We start from the raw sequence: 25477 nt of genomic DNA, 5'->3' as shown, positions 1-25477 counted from the left end.
CAGCGGCTAGGAAGCCTCGGGTGCGTACGCCCGGAGGAAGGTCTCGACCGCCGCGTTCGCGATATCGCGGAGAGTCGCCTCCGGGACCTCACGGGTGCCGAGCCTGCTGTGCCGTTCGAGCGGCCCGGTGAGCAGGGCCAGTAGTTGCTCGGCCGCGCGTTCCGGATCGGCATGGCGCAGCCGCCCGTCGAGCATGTAGCGAGCCAGCCGGTCGGACAGCGCCTCGGCCAGCCGCTGCGGCACCCGCTCCAGGACCTCGGCGGCCAGCTCGGGGAAGGTGACCAGCTGTGCGTAGGTCAGCCGATGTAATGCCGTGGCTCGGGCGCCGGCGCACACCGTTGCCAGGCGATAGGCGGCCTCCCCGAGCGCGGCGCGCGGATCGGGACTCGAGCCGCGCAGTGGTTCCAGCGCGGCCGAACACTGCGCCGCGACCGAATCGGCCGCCGCGCGCATCGCCTCCCGGAGCAGGGTCGGCTTATCGGTGAGGTGGTTGTACACGGTCGGCTTGGCCACCCCGGCCTCATCCGCGATCTCCTGGACGCACGCCTGGTCATAGCCGCGGCGTGCGAAGACCTCGAATGCCACATCGAGGATCGCCTGCCGTTTGTCGATGCGTCCCCGGCCGGTCGTCGGTGAAGTCACGGGGGGAGCTTATCGGGAACGAACAGATTTTGAACTTGCGGGTTCATTCTTCTGACTGTACTAGTAGGTACGGCATTTTGAACCAGCAAGTTCAACTGGAGGCTTGATGATCGTGCACGTACTACGTTTCGGTTTCCGCGAGGAGGTCACCGAGCAGCAGAAGGAGCTGGTCTTGGCGACAATGCGCCGCACCGCCGCGGTGGAATCGGTCGAATTCGCCTGCGTCGGACAGGATCTCGGCGATCCCGCGTCGGGATACACACACTCGTACTGCGTGGGTATCGCGGATCTGGCCGCGCTGGAGCGCTATATGCACGATCCGGTGCACCTGGCCGGGGATCCGGTGATCATCCCGTATCTGGCCAAGGTGGCGATCGGCCCGGATATCTCCGATGACCCAGATCCGGAGCTCGGTGCCCGGATCATGGCGCTGCATCAGCGCAAGGTGCGGATGTATCCGGAGTGGGATCGGCTCATGTCGACGATTCCCGAGGTGCTCATCGCCTGAGTCTGGTGTGACGAAGTGGGTGGGTGTAGCATTTTGCTTGGACGTCCAACTATTGGACGACCGTAAACCTGCGCATGCGCCGCATGTTGCCACTGTTCAACCACCCTGAGGACAGGATTCGCATGGTTCGTGAACTCACCCACTTCATCGGCGGACAGCAGGTCCCCGGCACCTCCGGCCGCTTCGGTGACGTGTTCGATCCCAATGTCGGGCAGGTGCAGGCCAGGGTTCCGCTGGCCAGTACCTCCGAGGTGCAGGCGGCCATCGCGAACGCCGCCGCCGCGCAGCCGGAATGGGCCGCGTTCAATCCGCAGAAGCGGGCGCGGGTCCTGATGAAATTCCTGACCCTGGTCCAGGACGAGATGGACAGCCTGGCCGCGCTGCTGTCGAGCGAGCACGGCAAGACCCTCGCCGACGCCAAGGGCGATATCCAGCGTGGCCTCGAGGTGATCGAATTCGCGACCGGCATCCCGCACCTGCTCAAGGGCGAATACACCGAGAGCGCGGGCACCGGCATCGACGTCTACTCGATGCGTCAGCCGCTCGGCGTGGTCGCGGGCATCACCCCGTTCAACTTCCCGGCCATGATCCCGCTGTGGAAGGCCGGACCGGCCCTGGCCTGTGGTAACGCCTTCGTGCTCAAGCCCTCCGAGCGCGATCCCTCGGTGCCGCTGCGACTGGCCGAGCTGTTCCTCGAGGCCGGGCTGCCCGCCGGGGTGTTCAACGTCGTCAACGGCGACAAGGAGGCCGTCGACGCGATCCTGCACGATCCGCGCATCCAGGCGGTGGGCTTCGTCGGTTCCACTCCGATCGCTCAGTACATCTACGAGACCGCCACCGCCAACGGCAAGCGCGCCCAGTGCTTCGGCGGTGCGAAGAACCACGCCATCGTGATGCCCGACGCCGACCTCGACGACGTCGCCGATCAGCTCATCGGCGCGGGTTACGGCTCGGCGGGCGAGCGCTGCATGGCCATCTCGGTGGCCGTTCCGGTTGGTGAGGAGACCGCCGACCGGCTGGTCGCCAAGCTCACCGAGCGGGTGCACAAACTCAATGTCGGCCGCTCCGACGATCCGGGCGTCGACTTCGGCCCGCTGGTCGGCGCCGACGGCCTGGACCGGGTGAACAACTACATCCAGATCGGCATCGATGAAGGTGCCGAACTGGTCGTCGACGGTCGCGGCCTGACCGTCGACGGCGCCGAGGACGGCTACTTCGTCGGCGCGACCCTGTTCGACAAGGTCACCCCCGAGATGCGGATCTACACCGAGGAGATCTTCGGGCCGGTGCTCAGCGTGGTGCGCGCGCACGATTACGAAGAAGGCCTGCGCCTGGCCAGCGAGCACGAGTTCGGCAACGGTGTCGCGATCTTCACCCGCGACGGCGATACCGCGCGTGATTTCGCCGCCCGTGTCCAGGTGGGCATGGTCGGCATCAACGTGCCGATCCCGGTGCCCATCGCCTACCACACCTTCGGCGGCTGGAAGCGCTCCGGTTTCGGCGATCTGAACCAGCACGGCCCGGATTCGATCCGCTTCTACACCAAGACCAAGACCGTCACCCAGCGCTGGCCGAAGGGTCTGAAGGAGAACGCGGACCACTTCGTCATCCCCACGATGGACTGATGCGATGTTCACACTGAACGACGACGAACGCGCCATCCGCGAGACCGCACGCGATTTCGCCGACGAGTTCCTCGCCCCGCACGCACTCGAATGGGATGAGCACATGCACTTCCCGATCGAGGTGCTGCGCAAATCCGGATCGGTCGGCCTCGGCGGCATCTATGTCGCCGAGGACGTGGGCGGATCCGCGCTGCGCAGGCTGGACGCGGTGCGCATCTTCGAGGAGCTGGCCACCGGCTGCCCGGCGGTCGCCGCCTATATCTCGATCCACAATATGGCGGCGTGGATGATCGACGCCTACGGTGACGACGCCCAGCGTTTCCGCTGGCTGCCGGGCATGACGTCGATGGAGATCCTCGGCAGCTACGCCCTCACCGAACCGGGCGTCGGCTCGGACGCGGCGGCGTTGACCACCAAGGCGGTCCGCGACGGCGACGATTACATCCTCAACGGCGCCAAACAGTTCATCTCCGGCGCGGGCGCCAATGACGTCTACGTGATGATGGTGCGCACCGGAGACGAAGGCGCACGCGGCATTTCGGCGCTGATCGTGCCCGCCGACACGCCCGGCCTCACCGTCGGCCCGAACGAGAAGAAGATGGGCTGGAAGGCGCAGCCGACCAGGCAGGTGATCCTCACCGACGCCCGTGTCCCGGTCGCCAATCGGCTCGGCGCCGAGGGTGACGGCTTCCGCATCGCCATGAACGGGCTCAACGGCGGCAGACTCAATATCGCGGCTTGCTCGATCGGCGGCGCGCAGGCGGCACTGGACAAGACCGTGCCGTACCTGGCGCAGCGGCAGGCGTTCGGGGCGCCGCTGTTGAAGAATCAGGCCTTGCAGTTCGACCTGGCCGATATGCGCACGCAGTTGGAGGCCGCGCGCACGCTGCTGTGGCGGGCCGCCGACGCCCTCGACGCCGATGCCGACGACAAGGTCGAGTTGTGCGCGATGGCCAAGCGTTTCGCCACCGATGCCGGGTTCGAGGTCGCCAACAAGGCCCTGCAACTGCACGGCGGCTACGGTTACCTCGCCGAGTACGGTCTGGAGAAAATCGTCCGGGATCTGCGCGTGCATCAGATCCTCGAGGGCACCAACGAGATCATGCGGGTGGTCGTCGCCAGGTCGATGACCTCGGCCGCCCGTGGGGCAGGAGCAGCATGAGTGAACCCGAAGTCCTGATCGAGACCCGTGACGGGCTCGGCGTCATCACCCTGAACCGGCCAAAGGCCATCAACGCGCTCAACCACGCGATGGTGCTCACCATCACCGAGGCGCTGCGGGCCTGGGCCGAAGACCCGCAGGTGCGGACCGTGGTGCTCACCGGCGCCGGCGAGCGCGGTTTGTGCGCGGGCGGCGATATCGTCGCCATCCACAACGATGCCAAGAGCGCACAGCAGGATTCGGCGTCCCAGGCCACCGGCGCCGAATCGGCGTCCGGCCGGTTCTGGCGTGACGAGTACATCCTCAACGCGCTGATCGGCCGGTATCCGAAGCCGTATGTCGCGGTGATGGACGGCATCGTGATGGGTGGCGGCGTCGGGTTGTCCGGTCATGCCGGGCACCGCATCGTCACCGAGCGGTCCATGATCGGGATGCCCGAGGTGGGGATCGGGTTCGTTCCCGATGTGGGCGGTACCTATCTGCTTGCAAGGACTCCGGGCGAGCTCGGCACCCATGTCGCGCTCACCACCGCCCGGATGCGCGCCGGTGACGCCATCGCCGCCGGTTTCGCCGACTATTACATCCCGTCCGAGCACATCCCGGCGCTGCTGGACACGCTGCGCACCGAGACCGCCGATATCGCCATCGCCAAATTCGCCACGGCCGCACCGGAATCGGAGCTACTGGCCCAGCGTTCCTGGATCGACGCCTGCTACAGCGCCGACACGGTCGAGGAAATCGTCGAGCGGTTGCGCGCCAACGGACCCGAGGCGGAAGCGGCGGCCACCGAACTGCTCTCGAAATCGCCTGTCTCGCTGAAGGTCACGCTGCGCTCGCTGCGTTCGGCCCGGCGCGCGGAATCGCTGGAGGCGGTGCTGAACGAGGAGTATCGCGTCTCGATCGCCACGCTCGGTTCCCACGACCTGGTCGAGGGCATCCGCGCGCAGGTGATCGACAAGGACCGCAACCCGCAATGGTCTCCGTCCACCCTGGACGCGGTGACCGACGAGCAGGTCGCGGCCTATTTCACCGAATTGGGTGGCCATGAACTGGGTTTGACCGCCCCGAGCCCGGAGGGACAGCAGTGAACGAGCCTGCCCGCAAGACCATCGGTTTCCTCGGCCTCGGCCATATGGGTGCGCCGATGGCCGCCAATCTGGTGCGCGCCGGATACGACGTGCACGCCTTCGACCCGATGCCCGCCGCCCAGGAGGCCGCCCGCGAGGCCGGGATCCGGCTGGTCGAATCCGGCGTCGCCGCCGCCGTCGACCGCGACATCGTGATCACCATGCTGACCAACGGCAAACTGGTCCGCGACGTCTACGGCGAACTGGTGCCGGCCGCGCGGCCCGGCGCGCTGTTCATCGATTGTTCGACCATCGACGTCGCCGACGCCAAGGCGGCCGCCGAGATGGCGATCGCCGCAGGTCATCGCGCACTGGACGCGCCAGTGTCGGGTGGGGTCGCCGGTGCTGCCGCAGGCACGCTGACCTTCATGGTCGGCGGCGCGGAGGCCGATTTCGCCGAGGCGCTTCCAGTGCTCGAGGTCATGGGCGCCAAGGTCGTGCACTGCGGCCCGAACGGCGTCGGCCAGGTCGCCAAGATCTGCAACAACATGCTGCTCGGTATCTCGATGATCGGCCTGTCCGAGGCGCTGGTGCTGGGGGAGAAGCTGGGGCTGAGCCATCAGTCGTTCTTCGATGTGGTGTCCAAGGCCTCCGGCCAGAGCTGGGCGCTGACCAACTACTGCCCGGTCCCCGGTCCGGTGCCGACCAGCCCGGCCAATAACGATTACGAGCCCGGTTTCGCCACCGCGCTGATGAACAAGGACCTCGGCCTGGCCGCGAATGCGCTGCGTAACAACGGTGTCGATGGTCAGCTCGGCCTGCTGGCGGCGCAGATCTACGAGCGGTTCAACCAGTCGGCTGCTGGTAAAGACTTCTCCGCTATCGTCACCGACATCCGTAACCGCAGCGAGCAAGAGGGTGCACAGTGAACGAATTCGAGACCATTCTGCTGGAGCGCAAGGGCCGGGTCGGCCTGATCACGCTGAACCGGCCGAAGGCGCTGAACGCGCTGAACGCGCAGGTCCTCGATGACGTTATCGCCGCACTCGACGAACTGGAGCATGACGACGAGATCGGCGCCGTCGTCATCACCGGCTCCGAGAAGGCCTTCGCCGCGGGCGCCGACATCAAGGAAATGCAGCCCAAGTCGTACATGGACATGTTCATGAACGACTACTTCGCCCGCTGGGACCGGCTCGCGGAGTTCCGCAAGCCGACCATCGCCGCCGTCGCCGGGTACGCGCTCGGCGGTGGCTGTGAGCTGGCGATGATCTGCGATCTGCTGATCGCCGCCGATACCGCCAAGTTCGGTCAGCCCGAGATCAAGCTCGGCGTCATCCCCGGTATCGGCGGTTCGCAGCGGCTGACCCGCGCCATCGGCAAGGCCAAGGCCATGGACCTGGTGCTCACCGGCCGCAATATGGACGTCGAGGAGGCCGAACGCGCCGGGCTCGTCTCCCGGATCGTGCCTGCCGCCGAACTGCTCGACACCGCGCTCGAGGTGGCCGACACCATCGCCTCCATGTCGCTGCCGGTCGCGATGATCGCCAAGGAAGCGGTGAACCGGTCCTTCGAGACCACCCTGTCCGAGGGTCTGCGATTCGAGCGCCGGGTCTTCCACTCGCTGTTCGCCATCGAGGATCAGAAGGAAGGCATGGCGGCCTTCGTGGAGAAGCGGCAGGCGAAGTTCACCAACCGCTGATCGATGTGATCTCGTCCAGTGTTTGGATATGAAGGGAGTTCTGTCGACCTCCATCGGTGTCGGCGCGGTACCCCCATCGGGGTGCCGCGCCGATTCGCCGTTGACGGTGAGCAGTCCCGCGATGGTGGCGCCGAGCCCCGCGGTCACCGCGAGGGCCGCGACGAGCTTGCGGCGCCCGACCGGACCGCCACCGGCAAGGCTCGCCGACAGCCCGCGGTGGCGCAGGCGCGGCATTTTGATCTCGGCCGCGCGCCGTTCGGCCGCGAGCAGCACCGCCCCGCGCGCCGAGACGTATTCGGGCTCGGGATCGTAGACGATCGGCATCCCGACCAGCCGTTCCAGTTCGGCCCGGAGGGTCGGGTTGCGGGTACAACCACCCAGCAGCACCATCGCGTCCGCGCGCACCCCCGTCTCCTCCGCGAGCTGGCGGACGAACGAGGCCGAATGATGAATGCCTGCCGCGCACAGTTCGGCGAGATCGCTGCGGGTGACCACCGCACGCTCGTCGGTGCCGGGGTTCATCGCGGTCACCACCCGCGCACTGCTGAGCGCTTCGCGATGTTTGCGGATGGTCGGTTTGTCGGTCAGCACGCCGCCGCGGGCCAGCTGCCAGCGCAGCAGGGCGTCGTAGCCGTCACCGCCGAGCACCGTGCTGCGTCGCGAGGCCAGCACGGCGTCGGTGCGGCAGTCGATATGGGTGATGGTGAGCCCGGAACTGCCCAGGTCGTAGAGGATGACGGTGTCGGCATCGGGCAGCGCCCCGGTGAAGCGCAGGTAGCGCAGCTGGGCCAGCGGCTCGTCGACGATGGTGAGCTCGTGCCCACCGGCCGCGGCCCTGATGCTGTCGGCGTGCAGCGAGCATCGACAGGTCACCGCGATGCGGGTGATCAGTTCGTCGCGCCGCGCGGCGGCGACCCGCATCCTGCGGATCGCCTCGAACACTGCCTCTTCGATCCCCGCCCCGGCACGCCGTGGAACCTGGCATCGGTCGATGGGATCCAGATGGGGTTGGTCGGAGTGGGTGAGCACAGCGCGCGCACCACAGGCACCCGCCGACACCCCGAGGACCAGCACCATGCGCTCCATGGTGGACCACCGGCGCAGCGTTGCCAAGACGAACGGGCGCGAAATTCGCTACTTGGATGCCGGAACGTTACCCAGCGGAAGTCTCGGAGGAGTAATGGACGGTACGGTTTTCGCCGTTTGTGCTACTTGGGCGTTTCGCGCGGTTTGTCGTTGTGCTGGTTCACGAATCGGTGGCGCTCCAGCGGGCCGGTTCCTCACCGGTGTCGAAGTCGCCCGCGGTGTGCCGGAATTCCGCCAGGATCTGCAGCAGTGTGCGCAGCCGGTCGGGCTCGAGTCCCGGGTGCGCGAAGACTTCGGCATTGAGACGTTCAGTGGCCTTGGCAACCACTTCCCTTCCCGGATCCGTGATTTCGATGAGCGTGGCGCGCCGATCGCTCGGATGCGGTACCCGCACCACCAATCCGGCCGCTTCCAGGCGGTCGACGGTATTGGTGACGCTGGTCGGATGCACCTGCAACCTGGCGCTGGCCTTGGCCATCGGCAGTGCCCCGGTCTTGCTGAAACTCAGCAGCATGAGCAGTTCGTAGCGGGAGAAGGTCAGCCCGGTGGGCTTCAACGCCTCGTCCACCCGTGACATCACGATCTGCTGGGCCCGCACCAGCGAGGTCACCGCCGCCATCCCGTCGGCCACCGCGCCCCAGCCGTGGCCCACCCATTGCCGGTGGGCCTCCTGGATCGGGTCGAGCGGTAGCGGACGTGACCTGGACATGGATCCGATCATTCCATGTGCCCACCGCCGGGCCGCCGCGCCGCGACCCGTGCCTTGCGATCACGGTGATCGCAACCCTGGGCGTCCGGCGGCGGACCCGGCAGTATTCAGAGGCGAGGCGGGCGTGGCTGAGTGGTTCAGGCAACGGTCTGCAAAGCCGTTCACGCGGGTTCGATTCCCGCCGCTCGCTCCACGCATGGGTGCGCCGCCGCGGTGCCTCGCCCGGTTCCGTCACTGCCGGGCGAGGTGCCGGGTGGTCTCAGTGCAGGCCCGAGAAATCCCGTGGCACAACATGATTACGGTCGGCGAACGTGCCGAGGGTGTAATCGGGGAACAGGCCGAAGTACTCACCGCGGGTCAGTGTGCTCCAGCGGCGCGCCTGCTCGGTGCGGGTCTTGTAGAAATTCAGCATGTACCCGCCCTCGTAGATCCGCAGCAGACTGTAGCCGCCCGGATATTCCTTCACCGCCGCCACCTCGAGGAATTCGACGGCGCAGGCCGTGTCGGGGCGGGTGCGCCGGTTGCGGTGGGTATGACCGCTGTGGTGCAGGAATACCCCGGGTGCGCGCTCGTACAGGGCCTGCAGTTGGGCACTGTCGTGGCGGTTGAGCACGAACCCGGGGCCCGCGGTGTTGGTCAGGCCGGATTCGACGGTGACCGGATGATGCCCGAAGACCAGGGTGGGACGCTCGGGCTCCGCGCGCAGGAGCTCGCGGAGCCGCGCCAGCTGCGGCGCCTCGATCGTGCCGCCCGCGCCGTCCAGCTCGCTGGTGTCGAGGCCGATCAGCCGTAACCCGCCGAGATCATGCTCCACCGGCTGCTGACGCGCCCCGAATTCCGCTGCCCAGCAATCGGAATGAGAATCGTTTCCGGGGACTGCGGGGCAGTCGCGGTATTCGGCGCCGGTGTGCGGGCGGTCGTGGTTGCCGCGCACGGCCAGATAGTCGGTGCCTGCCGTACCCCAGTCGTCGAGCCGGGCGCGCACGCCACGGGTCTCGGCCGGAGTGGCCTCGCTGGTGAGATCACCGGCCAGGAGCAGGATCCCGGCGTCGCGATCCGGGCGGCGCAGGTCGTCGAGCAAGGCCGCGAGCATCACCTCCGGGTACGGCCGCAGCCCCGGTTCCTGGCGGAAACCGGGCGGCAGCTCCCCGATGACGAGTCCGCTGACCTCCTCGCCGAAATGCACGTCATTGGCCAGCGCTACCGTGCGCAGCAGCCGGCCAGGGGGCGGGACCAGCGTGGTGAACTCGCCGAGCAGTTCGGGGCTGCCGGGCAGACGCGTGGTGAGCGATACCGCGGGCGCGGCCCGCACCCCATGGGACCAGGCTTCGAAACGGTAGCGCCGACCCGGCTCCAGTCCATCGAACTGCGCGTAGTGGAAGGGGGTTCGCGCCTCCGAGGCCCAGACCTGGATCGGCGCACGCGAACTGTCCGCGGGAACCAGCCGGACTTCGCCGTCGGTGGGCACCGGCAGCAAGCGTCCGCCGGCATCCGGTGCACGTGTGGTCCAGGTGAGCACGGCCGACCGATCGGTGACGGTGACGAGCTCCAGATCGCCCGCGACGATCGGATTCGGCTGGGCCAGAACCGAACCCGGCCGCACTACGCCCATAGCGGGCAGCAGCGCGGCCAGGCCGATGGTGCCGAGGAAGCTCCGGCGCGAGGGTCCGCAGCAGGTCACCGGCGGCGGATCAGTTGTTGTCGTCGGAGTCCGAGCAGATCTTCCACTTGCCGTCTTCCTTGGCGAGCGTCTCGTCCGAGGTGTTCTCCGGGTCGGTGCTGTCCTCACCGGGCATGGAAATGCTGAACGTGCCGGTGACCTTCGCGGTGGCCTTGTCGCCGGTGATCACCACGTTGTCGACCTTGTCGATCTCGATCGAGAAGGACGCCTTGTCCATCATGTCCTTCTCGCTCTGCGAGGCCTTGTCGAACTCGGCCCGGTCGGCCGCGCACGACAGCTCGGCCGCGGCGATGATGCCCTCGTTCTCCATGGTGTCGTAGAACTCGCGGATCGAATTCTCGATCTGCTTCTCGTCCGAGGCCAGCGGCGTCTTGCCCTGCATGGTGAGCACGATGCCGGTGGTGATACCGCCCACCACCACGAGTGCGAGCACCACGAGGCCGACGATCAGGCCGGTCTTCTTCTTGGGCGGCTGCTGCGGCGGGTACCCGCCGGGCTGCGGGAACCCGCCCTGCGGCGGATACTGGCCCGGCTGCGGCCCGTACTGCGGCTGCTGCCCGTACGGCGGCGGCTGCTGCCCGTACGGCTGCTGACCATAGGGCGGCTGCTGCCCGTACGGGGGCTGCTGCCCATGCGGGGGCTGCTGCCCATGCGGGGGCTGCTGCCCGTGCGGCGGCTGTCCTGCTGGTGGGTACGTCATGTGGGTTCGTCCTCCCTATCCCCGGGGTGTGCGTGGAACATTACGACACCCGGTGCCCGCTGTCCGCGTCCGGCTCGATGACCGCAGGCACGCCACAGGGCGAGCGTCACCAGCACTGGGAAACGTGGATCCCGGTCCGGTGTCAGGCTGTTCGGGCGCCTGCGCCGGTGCCAGGCGTGCACGCCGGGAAAGCTGGAGGTAGTCATGGTCGGACGCGGAATTCACTTGTGCGGCAGCGTGCCGATGGATGGCCCCGAAGCCGTGTTCCGCCAGGTGTCCGCTCGCCTCGGTAGGCGAGTTGCCCGGATACCCGACGGTGAAACCGGCATTCGCGACAACTGGGTCGTCTGGCAGCTGGCCTGCCTTCAGGCTCATCCTGATCTGATGACGGTGCCGCCGCCGAGCCCGGAGTACGGGCCGAGCGAGCGGGTGCGACCGCGCCCTGGTGTCGATCCGCTCTCGATCGACCTCGGCCCGCTCGGCTACGCCGAGGCCGCGGTGGAGTCGTGGAAGGTCTTCGAACGGTTGCGCGCCGACGGGGTGATCGACGGCGGTATCCGGTTCCAGGTGAGCTTGCCCTCGCCGATCGCGGTGATCGGTGCTTTCACGGCCGGTCCGCAGGCGGAATTGGAGCGGCGCTACGAGGCCGCGCTGCTCGCTGAGCTGGAGATGATCGTGGCCGAGGTCCCGGCGCGCGATCTGGCGATCCAGTGGGATGCCGCGGTCGAGTTCGCTCTCTTCGAAGGGGTGTTCCCGCCCTGGTTCGGGTCCGGCTACGACCAGTTGCTGGCGGGCGTCACCGAGCGGCTGGTCCGGTTGGGCGCCGCCGTTCCCGAGGGCGTGGAGCTCGGATATCACCTGTGCTACGGCGATTTCGGCCATCGCCATTTCGTCGAACCCGCCGACACTTCGACGCTGGTGGCGGTCGCCAACGGCATCGCATCGGCTGCGAACCGGCCGGTGGAGTGGATTCATCTGCCGGTGCCGCGCGATCGTGCCGACGCCGCGTACTTCGCGCCGCTGGCCGATCTCCGCCTCGCACCCAGCACCACGCTGTACCTCGGTGTGGTGCACGCCGGTGACGGGTTCGCCGGCGGACGGCGGCGGATCGAGGCGGCCGCGGCCGTCGTCCCCGATTTCGGTATCGCCACCGAATGCGGTTTCGGTAGGCGCCCGGCCGAGCAGATCCCGCAGTTGTTGGATCTGCACGCTCGACTGGCGGATTCGCTGGGGTGACCCATCTGGGGCGGGGATCGGCCACCTGAGAGCCTGAACGAGAAAGACCCCGACCGGCGAAACACTGGTCGGGGTCTTTCGTGCTGTGCCCTCGGCAGGAATCGAACCTGCGGCCTTCTGCTCCGGAGGCAGACGCTCTATCCCCTGAGCTACGAGGGCGGGGATCGGGCCGGTCGGGGCCGGGAGGGCCGTCCGATCGGGCGGCCAAAGCGTATCGCATCCGTCGGCCGTGTGCCAAAAGCGGCTCAGTTCAGCGGCAGGGGAGCGGCGCCGCGGGCGGTGAGCATGCCGGTCATCAGCTGGGATTCGCCCTGCTGGGTCTGGTCCATGTTGCTCGCCAGGGTCCGCACCGCCGCTGTCTCGGCGTAGGTGGCGGCGTACTGGATCATCGGCAGCCCGCCCTGGTGGTGGCGCAGCATCAGTTGCAGGAACAGCACATCCAGCTCGGTGCCTTCGGCCCGGCGCAGCGCCGACAGCTCCTCGGGGCTCGCCATTCCCGGCATCTCGCGCATCGGTCCCTCGGTGGCGTGCGGCGAGGTCTGGCCGGTGCCCGTGTGGTCGTGGCCGCCGGCGTGCCCGGTCATCCAGCCCATGTAGCCGTCGACCGCGCGGGCGGGTTCGCCCCACAGTTGCAACCAGCCCTGCATCCGGCCGACCTGGTTCTGCTGGGTGGTGAGGATGTCGTATGCCAGCCGCCGCACATCCTGATCGCCGGACCGGATCAGCGCCACCCCCGCCATCTCCACCGCTTGGGCGTGATGAGCCGACATGTCCTGGCTGAACCCGACGTCGACGGCGCTGGGGGAGGGCCCGGAATCCCGGTCCAGCGGCTGACGGGCCAGCACCCCGATGGCGAAGCCGAGCACCATCGCCCCGATGACGCCGATCACCAGCAGGGCCGTGCGCTGGCGCCGGACCTGCCCGGCGAAGCCGGAGTCGTCCTCTGCCGATTCCTCGTCGTTACCGGTCTCGGGAACATCACCTCGGGCGGCGACATCGGAGTCGGCCGCGCTGTCGGTATCCGTACCGGAAGCCCGGGCCGCGGTCTCCTCGGAGTCCTTCGGCAGCTCCGTCGATCCCATCTACTGGCCCGCGCCCGGCTGGGCGCCCTGCGGAGCCTGCGGAACGGGCGCACCACCCGGCACCGGCGCACCGCCGGGCATACCGGGCAGACCACCCGGCAGACCGGGGATGCCGGGAACGCCGGGGACACCGGGCACCCCGCCCGGCATGCCGCCCAGTTCGGTCGGATCGGGCGTGATGCCGCCACCGTCCATCGGCACCGCGTCGGGGCCGGGGGGAGTGGGGTCGAACGGCGGCGGGTTCTCGGTGTCGAAGACGATTGTCGAGCAGTCCGCGCCGACCTCGGGGTAGGCATAGGAGTTCAGCCGCAGCGCGGTGATGAACTGGCCGACGCGCTTGTCGTCGGCGCTGTCGAGCTTGAGCTGATGCCCCCACGATTGCAGTGCGACGGCCGAATCCTGGCCGGGGTAGGGCGACATCATCGTGTACTGCTCGCCCTTGACCTTGCTCGCCAGCGTCTCGATCCCCGCGGCGTCGACCTTGTCCGGGTTGTAGGTGATCCACACCGCGCCGTGCTCGAGCGAGTGCACGGCGTTCTCCACCCGGATCGGCTTGTCGTAGACGATGCCGGTGCAGGTGGCCCAGGAACTGTCGTGCGGGCCGCCGAAGGGCGGGCTCTGGTCGTAGGCCACCCGCTGATTCGGCTGGATGTGCAGGCCGGCCGGGTATTCCTTCTTCACCACGCCGTCGATGGCGAGCGAGGGGTCCTGGTTGTCCTCGCTGGGGGTGAACTTCTCCAGTTCCGCCGCTTCCTGGTACTTCGGTACCAGGTTGTAGGCCAGGGCGCCGATCAGCGCGATGATCACGGCGGCGGCCCCGATGGCCAGCCAGGGAATCTGGCGCTGACGTGTACCTTTACCCTTGCCGCTGCCCTTTTTCCGGCCGGGCGCCGCCTTTCCCGCGGCCTTCACGGCCTTGGCCGACGTGGCGCTGGTCTTGCTCGGCATCGCTGATCGTGCTCTTTCGACGTGGTGGACGGTCGTGTGCGCGGTGCCCGCGTGAGGACGAACACCTGGTGCCCACTCGTGGTGCACACCTGCCCAGACCATAGGATAGAGACTCGTGACTCCAGCTGACCTTGCAGATCTCCTTCACGCGACCGCGGCGAAGGTGCTTGTCGAACGTGGACTGGACCCGGCGGTCCTGCCCGACGAGGTCACCGTGGAGCGTCCCCGTAATCCGGAACACGGCGACTATGCCACGAATCTGGCCATGCGTGTCGCCAAGAAGGCCGGAACCAATCCGCGTGAGCTGGCCACCTGGCTGGCCGAAGCGCTGGACGCCACCGACGCCGTCGCCGCGGCCGAGGTCGCCGGCCCCGGATTCCTGAACATCCGCCTGGCCGCTTCCGCGCAGGGCGCGATTCTCGAGCAGGTCCGCACGGCAGGCGCGGCCTACGGCACCGCCGACACCCTGGCCGGCACCAAGATCAACCTCGAGTTCGTCTCCGCCAACCCCACCGGTCCCGTGCACCTCGGCGGCACCCGCTGGGCCGCCGTCGGTGACGCGCTCGGCCGCATTCTCGCCGCCCAGGGCGCCGAGGTGGTGCGCGAGTACTACTTCAACGATCACGGCGCGCAGATCGACCGCTTCGCCGAATCGCTGGTCGCGGCCGCCACCGGCGCTCCGACCCCGGAGAAGGGTTACGCGGGCGCCTACATCAAGGAGATCGCGGACAAGATCGTGGCCGAGCATCCCGGTGTGCTCGATATCGAGCCCGAACTGCGCCTGGAGCGGTTCCGCGCCGAGGGCGTGGAGCTGATGTTCGCCCACATCAAGAAGACGCTGCACGATTTCGGCACCGACTTCGACGTGTACTTCAACGAGAGCTCGCTGTTCGCCTCCGGTGCGGTCGAGGAGGCGGTGAACACCCTCAAGAACTCCGGCGACCTGTACGAAAAGGATGGCGCCTGGTGGATCGCCAGCTCCGAATACGGCGACGATCAGGACCGCGTCGTCATCAAGAGCGACGGCAATGCCGCCTACATCGCCGGTGACATCGCCTATTTCCAGAACAAGCGGGCCCGCGGCTTCGACCTGTGCATCTACATGCTCGGTGCCGACCACCACGGCTACATCGGCCGGTTGAAGGCCGCCGCCGCCGCGTTCGGCGACGATCCGGCCACCGTCGAGGTGCTCATCGGTCAGATGGTGAACCTGCTGCGCGACGGTGTCGCGGTGCGGATGAGTAAGCGTGCCGGCACCGTCGTCACCCTCGACGACCTGGTCGAGGCCATCGGCGTGGACGCCGCACGCTATTCGCTGGTGCGCAGCTCGGTGAATTCGAGCCTGGACATCGACCTGGATCTGTGGACCAAACAGGACAGCGTCAACCCGGTCTACTACGTGCAGTACGCGCACGCCCGCGCCGCTTCCATCGGCCGCAATGCCGCCGAATTCCCCGAGTACGGCACCGTCGAGCCCGATTTCTCGCTGCTCACCGCCGACGAGGAGGGCGCGCTCATCCGCACCATCGGCGAATTCCCGCGGGTGGTCGCCAGCGCCGCGAGCCTGCGCGAGCCGCATCGCATCGCCCGCTACCTGGAGGAACTGGCCGGGGCCTATCACCCGTTCCAGACCAACAAGTCCCTGCGCGTGCTGCCGCTGGGCGACGAACCGGTCTCGCCGACCAACGTCGCCCGCCTCGCGCTGGTGAACGCCACCAAGCAGGTGCTGGCCAACGGCCTGGCCCTGCTCGGCGTCTCCGCACCGGAGCGCATGTGAGCACCCTGCACCAGGCATCGAACGCACCGGCAACGGAGGAGAACTAGTGAGCGCCCATCCTGCCGGACCCCGGCACGCCGAAATCCCGCACGCCCCCAACCTGCCGCAGCGCCCGGCCGACCCGAAGCAGCTCATCGAGCTGCCCGCGCACGTGTGGCCGCGCAACGCCACCCGCGGCGAGGACGGCGTGGTGCGGCTGGCCGGCATCCCGGTCACCGAACTGGCCGCCGAATTCGGCACGCCGCTGTTCGTCATCGACGAGGACGATTTCCGTTCCCGCTGCCGCGATATGGTGCGCGCGTTCGGCCCCAACGCCAAGGTGCACTACGCCTCCAAGGCGTTCCTGTGCGGTGAGGTCGCGCGCTGGATCCGCGACGAGGGCCTGTCGCTGGACGTGTGTTCCGGCGGTGAGCTCGCCGTCGCGCTCAACGGCGGCTTCCCCGCCGAGCGAATCGCCCTGCACGGCAACAACAAATCCGTCGCCGAGCTGGAGGCCGCGGTCGCGGCCGGGGTCGGGCACGTGGTGGTCGACTCGCTGATCGAGATCGAACGGCTCGAGGCGGTGGCCGGACGCGCCGGTGTGGTGCAGGACGTGCTGGTGCGCGTCACCGTCGGCGTGGAAGCCCATACCCACGAATACATTTCGACCGCCCACGAGGACCAGAAGTTCGGCTTCTCCATCGCGGGCGGCGACGCCATGCAGGCGCTGGCCCGGGTCTTCGAGGCCGACAATCTGCGTCTGGTCGGCCTGCACAGCCATATCGGCTCGCAGATCTTCGAGATCGACGGTTTCGAGATCGCCGCGCGCCGCATGCTCGGACTGCTGCGCGACGCGGTCGACACATTCGGTGCCGAGCGCACCGCGCAGATCGCGATCCTGGATCTCGGTGGCGGGCTTGGTATTTCGTACCTCGAGGCGGACGATCCGCCGCCGCTGGACGAGTTCGCCGCCAACCTGCGCAAGCTCGTCGCCCAGGAGGCCGAGCGCGCCGGGCTGCCGGAGCCGGTCATCGCGGTGGAGCCGGGACGTGCCATCGCAGGCCCCGGCACCGTCACCCTGTACGAGGTCGGCACCATCAAGGACGTCTCACTCGACGGCGGCCTGCGGCGGCGCTACGTCAGCGTGGACGGCGGGATGAGCGACAACATCCGCCCCGCGCTGTACCAGGCCGACTACGACTGCCGCCTGGTCTCGCGCGCCTCCGATGCCGAGCCGGTGGTCGCTCGCGTCGTCGGAAAGCATTGTGAGAGTGGGGATATCGTCATCAGGGACACCTGGATGCAGGCCGATGCCGGTCCGGGTGATCTGGTCGCGGTGGCCGCGACCGGTGCGTACTGCTACTCGATGTCGAGCCGGTACAACATGCTGACCCGGCCCGCGGTGGTCGCCGTCCGCGACGGACAGGCACGACTGCTGCTGCGCCGCGAGACCGTCGCGGACCTGATCGGACTCGAGGTCTGATGTACGACGTGATGAGCAAGGTGGAGGTGCAATCAACGTGACCGAGGCGAATGATGCCGGCGCGGCTGTGGCCGCGAAGAACGGCACCTGGGGAAACGAACGGCCGATCGGCGTGGCGGTGCTCGGTATGGGCAACGTCGGCACCGAGGTCGTGCGCATTCTCCGGGACCACGCCGATGATCTGCGGTCGCGGGTCGGTGCTCCGGTCGTGTTGCGCGGTGTCGCCGTGCGCGACCTGGACCGCGATCGCGGGATCCCGGCCGAACTGCTGACCACCGATGCCGAAGCACTCGTCGCGCGCGCCGATGTCGACCTGGTCGTCGAGGTCATGGGCGGCATCGACCCCGCCCGCGGCCTGATCCTGGCCGCCCTGAACGCGGGCAAGTCCGTGATCTCCGCGAACAAGGCGCTGCTGGCCGATTACACCGGTGAACTCGCGGCGGCCGCCGAACGCAGCCGGGCCGACCTCTACTTCGAGGCCGCCGTCGCCGGCGCCATCCCGGTGGTGCGTCCGCTGATCCAGTCGCTGTCCGGCGACCGGGTGAACAAGGTGGTCGGCATCGTCAACGGCACCACCAACTTCATCCTCTCCGCGATGGATGAAACCGGCGCCGATTACCACGACACCCTCGCCGAGGCGACCCGCCTCGGCTACGCGGAGGCCGACCCGACCGCCGACGTCGAGGGCTTCGACGCCGCCGCCAAGGCCGCGATCCTGGCCTCGCTGGCCTTCCACACCCGGGTCACCGCCGCCGACGTCTACCGCGAGGGCATCTCCAAGATCACCTCCGAGGACCTGGAGACCGCCTCCGCGGTCGGCTGCACGGTGAAGCTGCTCGCCATCTGTGAGCGCGTGCCCGCGGGCCCCGGCGAACCCGGACCCGACGAGGGCGGTAAGGAGCGGGTCTCGGTGCGCGTCTACCCGGCGCTCATCCCGCGCGAACACCCCCTGGCCGCCGTCAACGGCGCGTTCAACGCCGTCGTCGTGGAGGCCGAGAACGCGGGCCGCCTGATGTTCTACGGCCAGGGCGCCGGTGGCGCTCCCACCGCGTCCGCGGTGCTGGGTGATCTGGTGATGGCCGCGCGCAACAAGTTCTACGGTGGCCGCGCGCCCGGTGAATCGGTTTATGCTGAGCTGCCGATCGCGCCGATCGGCGATACACCCACCCGCTACCACGTGAACCTCCAGGTCGCCGACCGCGCCGGCGTCCTACAGGCGGTCGCCGGTGAGTTCGCCGATCACGGGGTGAGCATCTCGACCGTGCGTCAGGAAGGCCATGGCGCGGGTGCGCGCCTGGTCGTCGTCACCCACCATGCGACGGAGTCGGCGCTCGCGGATACTGTGTCCGCGCTGGCGGAACTGCCGTCCGTCACCTCCGTGACCAGCGTTTTGAGATTGGAAGGCACCGAAGAATGAGTTCGACAGCGGGAGTGGCCCACCAGACCGGAGTGCACTCCCGGTGGCCGGGTCTGATCACGGCCTACCGCGATCGGCTCGCGGTCGGTGCCGATTGGGAGCCGGTCACCCTCTTCGAGGGCGGTACTCCGCTGGTGCCCGCGACGTATCTGTCCGAGCTGACCGACTGCGAGGTCTACCTGAAGGTTGAGGGCCTCAACCCGACCGGTTCGTTCAAGGACCGCGGCATGACCATGGCCATCACCGATGCCAAGTACCGCGGCCAGAAGGCCGTGCTGTGCGCCTCCACCGGCAACACCTCCGCGTCGGCGGCGGCCTACGCCACCCGCGCTGGCATGAGCTGTGCGGTGCTGATCCCCGAGGGCAAGATCGCGATGGGCAAGCTGGCCCAGGCCGTCATGCTCGGCGCGAAGGTCATCCAGGTGCAGGGCAACTTCGACGACTGCCTCGAGCTGGCCCGCAAGGTGACCTCGGAGTTCCCCGAGGTCGGACTGGTCAACTCGGTGAACCCGGCGCGCATCGAAGGCCAGAAGACGGCGTCGTTCGAGATCTGCGATGTGCTCGGCAAGGCGCCCGATGTACATGTGCTCCCGGTCGGCAATGCCGGCAACATCACCGCCTACTGGCGCGGCTACCGCGAATACCGGGCCGACGGCATCACCGACTCGCTGCCGCGCATGCTCGGCGTGCAGGCCGCCGGTGCCGCCCCGCTGGTCAACGGCGCCCCGGTGAAGGACCCCGAGACCATCGCCACCGCCATCCGGATCGGCGCCCCGGCCTCGTGGAACAGCGCGGTCGAGGCCAAGGACGAGTCGGGTGGCGCCTTCCGCGCGGCCACCGACGAGGAGATCCTCGAGGCTTACCGGCTCGTCGCCGCGACCGAGGGCGTGTTCGTCGAGCCCGCGTCGGCGGCCAGCGTTGCGGGGCTGCTCGCGGCGCGCAAGGAGGGCTGGCTCGATTCCGGGCTGACCGTGGTGTGCACGGTGACCGGCAACGGTCTCAAGGACCCCGATACCGCGCTGCTGGGCATGCCCCAGGTCCAGGCGATCCCGGTCGACCCGGTCGCGGTCGCCGCCGAACTCGAGCTGGCCTGAGTTGACCGCGCGCGAGAGCCAGGTGATGACCAGGACGCTGCCCGCCGGATTGTCGGTGACCGCGCGGGTGCCCGCGTCCAGCGCCAACCTCGGTCCCGGATTCGATTCGCTCGGTATGGCATTGGGCATCTACGACGAGATCGAGGTGCGCACCACGAGCACCGGTCTCACCATCCGGGTGGAGGGTGAGGGCGCCGACGACGTGCCTTGGGGCCCTTCGCATCTGGTGGTCCGCGCGATCGAGCGCGGACTGGAAGCGGCCGGGGTGTGGGCCGACGGTCTCGATGTGGTGTGCCGCAACGTGATTCCGCATTCCCGTGGTCTCGGCTCGTCGGCCTCCGCGGTCGTCGGCGGTTTGGCCGCGGGCTGTGGGCTCGCGGCGAAATTCGATCCAGCGTCGACCGTCGATACCGACCGGCTGGTGCAGCTGGCCTCGGAGTTCGAGGGCCATCCCGACAACGCGGCGGCCAGCGTGCTCGGCGGCATCGTGGTGTCCTGGTCGGAAACCGATCGCGCCGCCGACGCCGGCCTGGACGGTGCCACGGTGGAACACCACAACCGCGCCTACCGCGCGGTGCGGGTGACCCCGCATCCGGCGCTGCGCCCGGTGGTGCTGATCCCGGAGGACCGGTCATCGACCGCGCACACCCGTGGCCTGCTGCCCGAGGTGGTCCCACACGGTGACGCCGCGTTCAACGTCAGCAGGGCCGCGCTGGCCGTGGTGGCGCTGACCGAGCGCCCGGATCTGCTCATGCCCGCCACCGCCGACCGCCTGCACCAGGCCCAGCGTGCGCCCGCGCTGCCGCTGACCACCGCCTGGATCGCCCGGTTGCGGGCTGCCGGAATCGCCGCGACCGTCTCCGGTGCCGGCCCGACGATCCTGGCCCTTACCACCTCGGATTTCCCCGCCGAGCTGCGCGAACAGGCCGTGGCCGACGGTCTGCGGGTGGTCGAGCCCGGACTCGCCGAGGGCGTCGGCATCCACTGACGGCGAGTCCACCTTGCCGAGGCTCACAGTTGCCAGCTATCCTGGGCAAGTCCGTACATCGTGCGCGTCAGACGCCGGTGCTTCATCAGGGCAATCGCTCCAGCAGGCTCCAGGCTCGAGCCTCCAGGCCATGGGGGTGTTGCGGAGCTGCGCAACTGGAATGATCTCTCCCACCTTTTTCATGATCGGTGGCGAAGCCTCCGACTCCGACGGAGCAGGCGATACGGCTACACATCCGAGCCCGGCACAGCGACCGGACTGCGGAACGAACCCTCGACACAGCACACGGCCCATCGAGGGAAGGAAAGGATCTCCGTGACAGATACGGACCTGCTCGCGACACCCGGGGTGGATTCCAACCCGCAGGCCTCGGGAGACCGCGATAGTGACTCCGGACAGATTTCGAAGATGAGCGAACACACCGACGTCGCACGATCGGGGCTGACTGGAATGTTGTTGCCGCAGTTGCGCGCACTCGCGGGGGAGCTCGGTATCCGAGGGACCTCCGGTATGCGCAAGGGCGATCTGATCGCCGCCATCAAGGAAAATCAGGCCGGGAAGGCGGCGGCCGCGGACAAGCCCGCGCGCGGTTCCGCCAAGTCCGCCACCAAGACCGAGGCGAAGAACGCGGCCGCGGCCCGCGCCGAGCAGCCGACGCTGGACGTCGCGCCCGCGAAGGAACCCGCCGCGCAGAACACCGCGCCCGCTCAGGACTCGCAGCCCGCCGCGGCCACGGCCACCCAGGCACCGCCCGCCGACGCGGCCAAGGACGCGCGCGCCAAGACTTCCGAGAAGAATTCCGCCGACAACGCTGCCGAGAGCGCAGCGCCCGCCGCCGAGAACTCCGACGAGTCCGGTCGTGAGCAGGGCCAGCGTGGCCGTGGCAGGCAGCGTCGCGGCCGCGACCAAGCGCGCGGCAACGCCGATCAGGCCCGCGGCAACGCCGGCGGCGGTGACACCGCCACCGAGACCCGCACCGAAGAGGCCAAACCGGAAGGCGACGGCGGCGAGCGTCGTCGCGACCGTGGCCAGCAGCAGGGCCAGTCCGGTGACCGCGGCCAGAACGCCGGTGGGCGCGACGGCCGCGGCGACAACCGTGGCGGTGACGACGAGGAAGGCGGCCGCGGCAGGCGCGGACGCCGGTTCCGCGAGCGCAGGCGCAGCCGCGACCGTGAGGGTGGCGGCGGCGAGGCTCGCGAGCTCGAGATCCGCGAGGACGACGTGCTGCAGCCGGTCGCGGGCATCCTCGACGTGCTCGACAACTACGCGTTCGTGCGCACCTCCGGCTACCTGGCCGGCCCGAACGACGTGTACGTCTCGATGAACCTGGTCCGCAAGAACGGGCTGCGCCGCGGTGACGCGATCACCGGTGCGGTGCGCGCCCCGCGCGACGGTGAGCAGTCGAATCAGCGGCAGAAGTTCGATCCGCTGGTCCGTTTGGACACCGTCAACGGTGGTGACGTCGAGGCGGCCAAGCGCAGGCCCGACTTCAACAAGCTCACCCCGCTGTACCCGAACCAGCGGCTGCGGCTCGAGACCACCCCGAACAAGCTGACCACCCGCGTCATCGACCTGATCATGCCGATCGGTAAGGGTCAGCGCGCGTTGATCGTGTCCCCGCCCAAGGCCGGTAAGACCACGATCATGCAGGACATCGCCAATGCGATCGCGGTCAACAACCCCGAGTGCTACCTGATGGTGGTGCTGGTCGACGAGCGGCCCGAAGAGGTCACCGATATGCAGCGTTCGGTCAAGGGTGAGGTCATCGCCTCCACCTTCGACCGTCCGCCCGCCGACCACACCTCGGTCGCCGAGCTCGCGATCGAGCGGGCCAAGCGTCTGGTGGAGATGGGCAAGGACGTCGTCGTGCTGCTCGACTCGATCACCCGATTGGGTCGCGCCTACAACAACTCCTCGCCTGCCTCGGGCCGAATCCTTTCCGGTGGTGTGGATTCCACGGCGCTGTACCCGCCCAAGCGGTTCCTCGGCGCGGCCCGCAACATCGAGAACGGCGGCTCGCTGACGATCATCGCCACCGCCATGGTGGAGACCGGGTCGACCGGCGACACGGTGATCTTCGAGGAGTTCAAGGGCACCGGTAACGCCGAACTCAAGCTGGACCGCAAGATCGCGGAGCGGCGGGTGTTCCCGGCGGTGGACGTCGCACCGTCCGGTACCCGTAAGGACGAACTACTGCTGAGCCCAGACGAGGCCGCGGTGCTGCACAAGTTGCGGCGCGTACTGTCCGGCCTGGACTCGCATCAGGCGATCGACCTGCTGATCGACCGTCTGAAGAAGAGCAAGAACAACCTGGAGTTCCTGATGCAGGTCTCCAAGACCGCGCCGGGCGCGCTCGACGAGTGATGCGCCGAACCGCCGCGCGGCGGTGAGCACGGCCTCGAGGGCTCCACTGCGGTGGAGCCCTCGAGCCGTTTCCGGGGCCGCGCGCGAACTGCGCGGCCCTCGGATCGCGGCGGGGGAGAAGAACACGACGCCGATCGCGGCGGCTCCCGCGATCAGAAAGGCGAGAATGAGCGCGGCGCCGTCGAACGAGGTGCGCCGCGAGGCGGCCGTCAGGGCGGTGTCGGATGCTGGTGCGTGCTGTCGTTGCTGGTCCACCGGGTGGGCCGGGGTCTGGATCTCCGCCGGGAAACCCGATGCCGAGGGCAGGCCGGAGCCCGCCGACGACGGAGAGTCCGTGCCACCCGGCGCGGCGAACCATCCCGCCGCGACAGCCACGACCAGTGCGACCAGCACCGCGAAGGCCACACGGTTGTTCATCCGGCTGTTCACAGGATCTCCTTTCCATGTCTCGGCACGCCGACGTGCATCGGATTCCAACACTATGAACGGAGCTGTTCGTATTCTTGAGTAGCCGACTACCCGACTTCAGGGTTCCTCGAGTGCTGCCGGTGCGCGTCCCCCCACTTCCTGGGGCGATAGCGAAGGGGGATTACTCGCCGGGGAACAATCGGGTCCGCGGGGGCGTTCGATAGACGTGTCGGTGAATCTGGCATACTGGATCGCCGTGCGTCCGCGCTGTTCGCGGACAATCCCGCCTAGTCGGCTCCGGTTCACGTTCGACGCCATCCGCGCGAGCGACCCGGCGCCATTTTCGAGAGGACACCCATGAAGGCAGGAATCCACCCGACCTACGTCGACACCACCGTCGTCTGCGGTTGCGGCAATACGTTCCAGACCCGTTCCACCAAGGAATCCGGTCACATCACCGTCGAGGTCTGCTCGCAGTGCCACCCGTTCTACACCGGCAAGCAGAAGATCCTGGACACCGGCGGCCGCGTGGCCCGCTTCGAGGCCCGCTACGGCAAGCGCGCCGAGAAGAAGGCCGACGCCAAGTAGCTTCCTCGCCGACGCCCGGTCCTGCCAAGCAGGTCCGGGCGTCGGTGTTTTCTCGGCCCGACCACCGATATCGAACACGCACGAGAGGAAGCCGACCGTGACCCAGCCGTCCGCGATCGACGACATCCTGGCCGAGTACGCGGGCTTGGAGACCCAGCTCGCCGATCCGGCGCTGCACAACGACGCGGGCGCGGCCCGCCGCGTCGGTAAGCGGTTCGCCGAACTCGCGCCCGTGATGTCCACCTACCGCAAGCTCAGCGCCGCCCGCGACGATCTGGCCGCCGCCCGCGAGCTCGCCGCCGACGACGCGGCCTTCGCCGCCGAGGTCCCCGAGCTGGAGCAGCAGGTGAGCGAGCTGGAGCAGGCCCTGACCGACCTGCTGGCCCCGCGCGACCCGCACGACGGCGACGATGTGGTGCTCGAGGTGAAGTCCGGTGAGGGCGGCGAGGAGTCCGCGCTGTTCGCCGCGGATCTGGCGCGGATGTACGTGCGCTATGCCGAACGGCACGGCTGGAAGGTCGAGATCCTCGACGCCACCTATTCCGATCTGGGTGGATACAAGGAAGCGACGCTGTCGATCAAGAGCCGCGACGCCGCCCGCGACGGTGTCTGGTCGCGGTTCAAGTTCGAGGGCGGGGTGCACCGGGTGCAGCGGGTGCCGGTGACCGAATCGCAGGGCCGGGTGCACACCTCCGCGGCCGGCGTGCTCATCTACCCCGAGCCCGATGAGGTCGAGCAGGTCCAGATCGACGAGACCGATCTGCGCATCGACGTCTACCGCTCCTCTGGCAAGGGTGGCCAGGGCGTCAACACCACCGACTCCGCCGTGCGCATCACCCACCTGCCCTCCGGCATCGTGGTGACCTGCCAGAACGAGCGCTCCCAGTTGCAGAACAAGGCCCGCGCCATGCAGGTGCTGGCCGCACGGCTGCAAGCGCTGGCCGAGGAACAGGCCGAACAGGAGGCCGCGGCCGGGCGGGCCAGCCAGATCCGCACCGTTGACCGCTCCGAACGCATCCGCACCTACAACTTCCCGGAGAACCGCATCGCCGATCACCGCATCGGCTTCAAGGCGCACAACCTGGACGCGGTGCTCGACGGCGATATGGACGCCCTGCTCGACGCACTCGGCAAGGCCGACCGCGAAGCCCGCATGGCCGCGGAGTGACGGCCATGTGCCGCCGGGCATGACCGGTCGGGACCGAAGAGTTCCCGCCATGCCCCGCCATCG

General features: G+C 68.4%; 21 protein-coding genes, 2 tRNA genes and 1 pseudogene. 16 read left to right on the top strand and 8 right to left on the bottom strand.

What is annotated here, in order from left to right; genetic code table 11:
- Nucleotides 1–6: 6 nt before the first annotated feature.
- Complete coding sequence (locus AC5W7N_RS28545; RefSeq protein WP_309138998.1) at nt 7–642, bottom strand: TetR/AcrR family transcriptional regulator; 636 nt, start codon at nt 640–642, stop codon at nt 7–9.
- Between the two features lie 106 nt (nt 643–748).
- Between AC5W7N_RS28545 and AC5W7N_RS28540 the strand changes: the two genes are divergently transcribed.
- The 6 genes from AC5W7N_RS28540 (at nt 749) to AC5W7N_RS28515 (ending at nt 6706) form a co-directional block, all read left to right on the top strand.
- Complete coding sequence (locus tag AC5W7N_RS28540) at nt 749–1150, top strand: Dabb family protein (protein WP_163813906.1); 402 nt, start codon at nt 749–751, stop codon at nt 1148–1150.
- 122 nt (nt 1151–1272) lie between these two features.
- Nucleotides 1273–2775 (top strand): CoA-acylating methylmalonate-semialdehyde dehydrogenase, encoded by a 1503-nt coding sequence (locus AC5W7N_RS28535; RefSeq protein WP_194990474.1) that lies wholly within the window; start codon nt 1273–1275, stop codon nt 2773–2775.
- A gap of 4 nt (nt 2776–2779) precedes the next feature.
- On the top strand, nt 2780–3937 hold the full coding sequence (locus AC5W7N_RS28530; RefSeq protein WP_163813909.1) for an acyl-CoA dehydrogenase family protein: 1158 nt from the start codon (nt 2780–2782) through the stop codon (nt 3935–3937).
- The gene (locus tag AC5W7N_RS28525; protein ID WP_194990473.1) at nt 3934–5025 is read left to right on the top strand and encodes an enoyl-CoA hydratase/isomerase family protein; all 1092 of its coding nucleotides are present in this window, start codon (nt 3934–3936) and stop codon (nt 5023–5025) included. Before AC5W7N_RS28530 ends, AC5W7N_RS28525 begins: the two co-directional genes overlap by 4 nt.
- Nucleotides 5026–5069: 44 nt before the next feature.
- The gene (gene mmsB / locus AC5W7N_RS28520) at nt 5070–5933 is read left to right on the top strand and encodes a 3-hydroxyisobutyrate dehydrogenase (RefSeq protein WP_228806401.1); all 864 of its coding nucleotides are present in this window, start codon (nt 5070–5072) and stop codon (nt 5931–5933) included.
- Complete coding sequence (locus tag AC5W7N_RS28515; RefSeq protein WP_194990472.1) at nt 5930–6706, top strand: enoyl-CoA hydratase; 777 nt, start codon at nt 5930–5932, stop codon at nt 6704–6706. Before mmsB ends, AC5W7N_RS28515 begins: the two co-directional genes overlap by 4 nt.
- A gap of 318 nt (nt 6707–7024) precedes the next feature.
- On the opposite strand, the pseudogene AC5W7N_RS28510 reads toward AC5W7N_RS28515, so the two are convergent.
- Together AC5W7N_RS28510 and AC5W7N_RS28505 are read right to left on the bottom strand one after the other, a co-directional pair.
- Nucleotides 7025–7627: pseudogene (locus AC5W7N_RS28510) on the bottom strand (Hsp70 family protein); the annotation flags it as partial.
- Nucleotides 7628–7952: 325 nt separating this feature from the next.
- The gene (locus tag AC5W7N_RS28505; protein WP_175585900.1) at nt 7953–8501 is read right to left on the bottom strand and encodes a MarR family winged helix-turn-helix transcriptional regulator; all 549 of its coding nucleotides are present in this window, start codon (nt 8499–8501) and stop codon (nt 7953–7955) included.
- 118 nt (nt 8502–8619) lie between these two features.
- On the opposite strand from AC5W7N_RS28505, the gene AC5W7N_RS28500 reads away from it, so the two are divergent.
- Nucleotides 8620–8694 (top strand) — tRNA-Cys (locus AC5W7N_RS28500).
- 66 nt (nt 8695–8760) lie between these two features.
- Here AC5W7N_RS28500 and AC5W7N_RS28495 read toward each other — a convergent pair.
- Both AC5W7N_RS28495 and AC5W7N_RS28490 read right to left on the bottom strand, forming a co-directional pair.
- Nucleotides 8761–10182, bottom strand: a complete 1422-nt coding sequence (locus AC5W7N_RS28495) for a metallophosphoesterase family protein (protein ID WP_495922715.1) — start codon at nt 10180–10182, stop codon at nt 8761–8763.
- 10 nt (nt 10183–10192) lie between these two features.
- Entirely contained in the window at nt 10193–10882 is a 690-nt protein-coding gene (locus AC5W7N_RS28490; protein WP_462736688.1) for an Rv0361 family membrane protein, read from the bottom strand.
- A 384-nt stretch (nt 10883–11266) separates the two neighbouring features.
- Between AC5W7N_RS28490 and AC5W7N_RS28485 the strand changes: the two genes are divergently transcribed.
- On the top strand, nt 11267–12118 hold the full coding sequence (locus AC5W7N_RS28485) for a hypothetical protein (RefSeq protein ID WP_495922713.1): 852 nt from the start codon (nt 11267–11269) through the stop codon (nt 12116–12118).
- An 86-nt stretch (nt 12119–12204) separates the two neighbouring features.
- Here AC5W7N_RS28485 and AC5W7N_RS28480 read toward each other — a convergent pair.
- From AC5W7N_RS28480 to AC5W7N_RS28470, 3 genes are all read right to left on the bottom strand, one after another.
- A tRNA-Arg gene (locus AC5W7N_RS28480) sits at nt 12205–12277 on the bottom strand.
- An 86-nt stretch (nt 12278–12363) separates the two neighbouring features.
- Complete coding sequence (locus AC5W7N_RS28475) at nt 12364–13200, bottom strand: DUF305 domain-containing protein (RefSeq protein WP_495922711.1); 837 nt, start codon at nt 13198–13200, stop codon at nt 12364–12366.
- The gene (locus tag AC5W7N_RS28470) at nt 13201–14148 is read right to left on the bottom strand and encodes a thioredoxin-like domain-containing protein (RefSeq protein ID WP_163813921.1); all 948 of its coding nucleotides are present in this window, start codon (nt 14146–14148) and stop codon (nt 13201–13203) included. It abuts the gene before it with no gap.
- Nucleotides 14149–14263: 115 nt separating this feature from the next.
- On the opposite strand from AC5W7N_RS28470, the gene argS reads away from it, so the two are divergent.
- The 8 genes from argS to prfA all read left to right on the top strand — a co-directional run bounded on the left by argS (nt 14264) and on the right by prfA (nt 25414).
- On the top strand, nt 14264–15925 hold the full coding sequence (gene argS / locus AC5W7N_RS28465) for an arginine--tRNA ligase (protein ID WP_195020724.1): 1662 nt from the start codon (nt 14264–14266) through the stop codon (nt 15923–15925).
- A 46-nt stretch (nt 15926–15971) separates the two neighbouring features.
- Nucleotides 15972–17387 (top strand): diaminopimelate decarboxylase, encoded by a 1416-nt coding sequence (gene lysA, locus AC5W7N_RS28460; RefSeq protein WP_163813923.1) that lies wholly within the window; start codon nt 15972–15974, stop codon nt 17385–17387.
- A 127-nt stretch (nt 17388–17514) separates the two neighbouring features.
- A complete protein-coding gene (locus tag AC5W7N_RS28455) occupies nt 17515–18804 on the top strand; it encodes a homoserine dehydrogenase (RefSeq protein ID WP_178127935.1) in 1290 nt (429 codons plus the stop codon).
- Nucleotides 18801–19898, top strand: coding sequence for a threonine synthase (thrC, locus tag AC5W7N_RS28450; protein WP_495922710.1), 1098 nt, complete (start codon nt 18801–18803; stop codon nt 19896–19898). The genes AC5W7N_RS28455 and thrC overlap by 4 nt, the downstream gene beginning before the upstream one ends.
- Nucleotides 19899–19923: 25 nt before the next feature.
- On the top strand, nt 19924–20886 hold the full coding sequence (gene thrB / locus AC5W7N_RS28445) for a homoserine kinase (protein ID WP_163813951.1): 963 nt from the start codon (nt 19924–19926) through the stop codon (nt 20884–20886).
- Between the two features lie 315 nt (nt 20887–21201).
- Nucleotides 21202–23250, top strand: a complete 2049-nt coding sequence (gene rho / locus AC5W7N_RS28440; RefSeq protein ID WP_194990834.1) for a transcription termination factor Rho — start codon at nt 21202–21204, stop codon at nt 23248–23250.
- Between the two features lie 765 nt (nt 23251–24015).
- Nucleotides 24016–24246 carry a 50S ribosomal protein L31 gene (gene rpmE / locus AC5W7N_RS28435; protein WP_036533791.1) on the top strand — a complete coding sequence of 77 codons (231 nt, stop codon included), beginning with the start codon at nt 24016–24018 and terminating at the stop codon, nt 24244–24246.
- A 97-nt stretch (nt 24247–24343) separates the two neighbouring features.
- A complete protein-coding gene (gene prfA, locus AC5W7N_RS28430; protein WP_014349401.1) occupies nt 24344–25414 on the top strand; it encodes a peptide chain release factor 1 in 1071 nt (356 codons plus the stop codon).
- The last annotated feature ends 63 nt before the right edge of the window (nt 25415–25477 follow it).

It is taken from the genome of Nocardia sp. CDC519 (assembly GCF_059509835.1).
The sequence above is the reverse complement of the archived record's forward strand: the minus strand, read 5'-3'. Positions and strand labels throughout refer to the sequence as shown.

Bases quoted from the DNA above. Each gene is read 5' to 3' on its own strand.
- AC5W7N_RS28535 (WP_194990474.1), top strand. From the start codon at position 1,273: ATGGTTCGTGAACTCACCCACTTCATCGGCGGACAGCAGGTCCCCGGC.
- rpmE (WP_036533791.1), top strand. From the start codon at position 24,016: ATGAAGGCAGGAATCCACCCGACCTACGTCGACACCACCGTCGTCTGC.
- mmsB (WP_228806401.1), top strand. From the start codon at position 5,070: ATGGGTGCGCCGATGGCCGCCAATCTGGTGCGCGCCGGATACGACGTG.
- AC5W7N_RS28540 (WP_163813906.1), top strand. From the start codon at position 749: ATGATCGTGCACGTACTACGTTTCGGTTTCCGCGAGGAGGTCACCGAG.
- AC5W7N_RS28525 (WP_194990473.1), top strand. From the start codon at position 3,934: ATGAGTGAACCCGAAGTCCTGATCGAGACCCGTGACGGGCTCGGCGTC.
- AC5W7N_RS28470 (WP_163813921.1), bottom strand. From the start codon at position 14,148: ATGCCGAGCAAGACCAGCGCCACGTCGGCCAAGGCCGTGAAGGCCGCG.
- AC5W7N_RS28485 (WP_495922713.1), top strand. From the start codon at position 11,267: ATGACGGTGCCGCCGCCGAGCCCGGAGTACGGGCCGAGCGAGCGGGTG.
- thrB (WP_163813951.1), top strand. From the start codon at position 19,924: ATGACCAGGACGCTGCCCGCCGGATTGTCGGTGACCGCGCGGGTGCCC.
- AC5W7N_RS28475 (WP_495922711.1), bottom strand. From the start codon at position 13,200: ATGGGATCGACGGAGCTGCCGAAGGACTCCGAGGAGACCGCGGCCCGG.
- thrC (WP_495922710.1), top strand. From the start codon at position 18,801: ATGAGTTCGACAGCGGGAGTGGCCCACCAGACCGGAGTGCACTCCCGG.
- AC5W7N_RS28490 (WP_462736688.1), bottom strand. From the start codon at position 10,882: ATGACGTACCCACCAGCAGGACAGCCGCCGCACGGGCAGCAGCCCCCG.
- AC5W7N_RS28530 (WP_163813909.1), top strand. From the start codon at position 2,780: ATGTTCACACTGAACGACGACGAACGCGCCATCCGCGAGACCGCACGC.
- AC5W7N_RS28505 (WP_175585900.1), bottom strand. From the start codon at position 8,501: ATGTCCAGGTCACGTCCGCTACCGCTCGACCCGATCCAGGAGGCCCAC.
- AC5W7N_RS28455 (WP_178127935.1), top strand. From the start codon at position 17,515: ATGGGCAACGTCGGCACCGAGGTCGTGCGCATTCTCCGGGACCACGCC.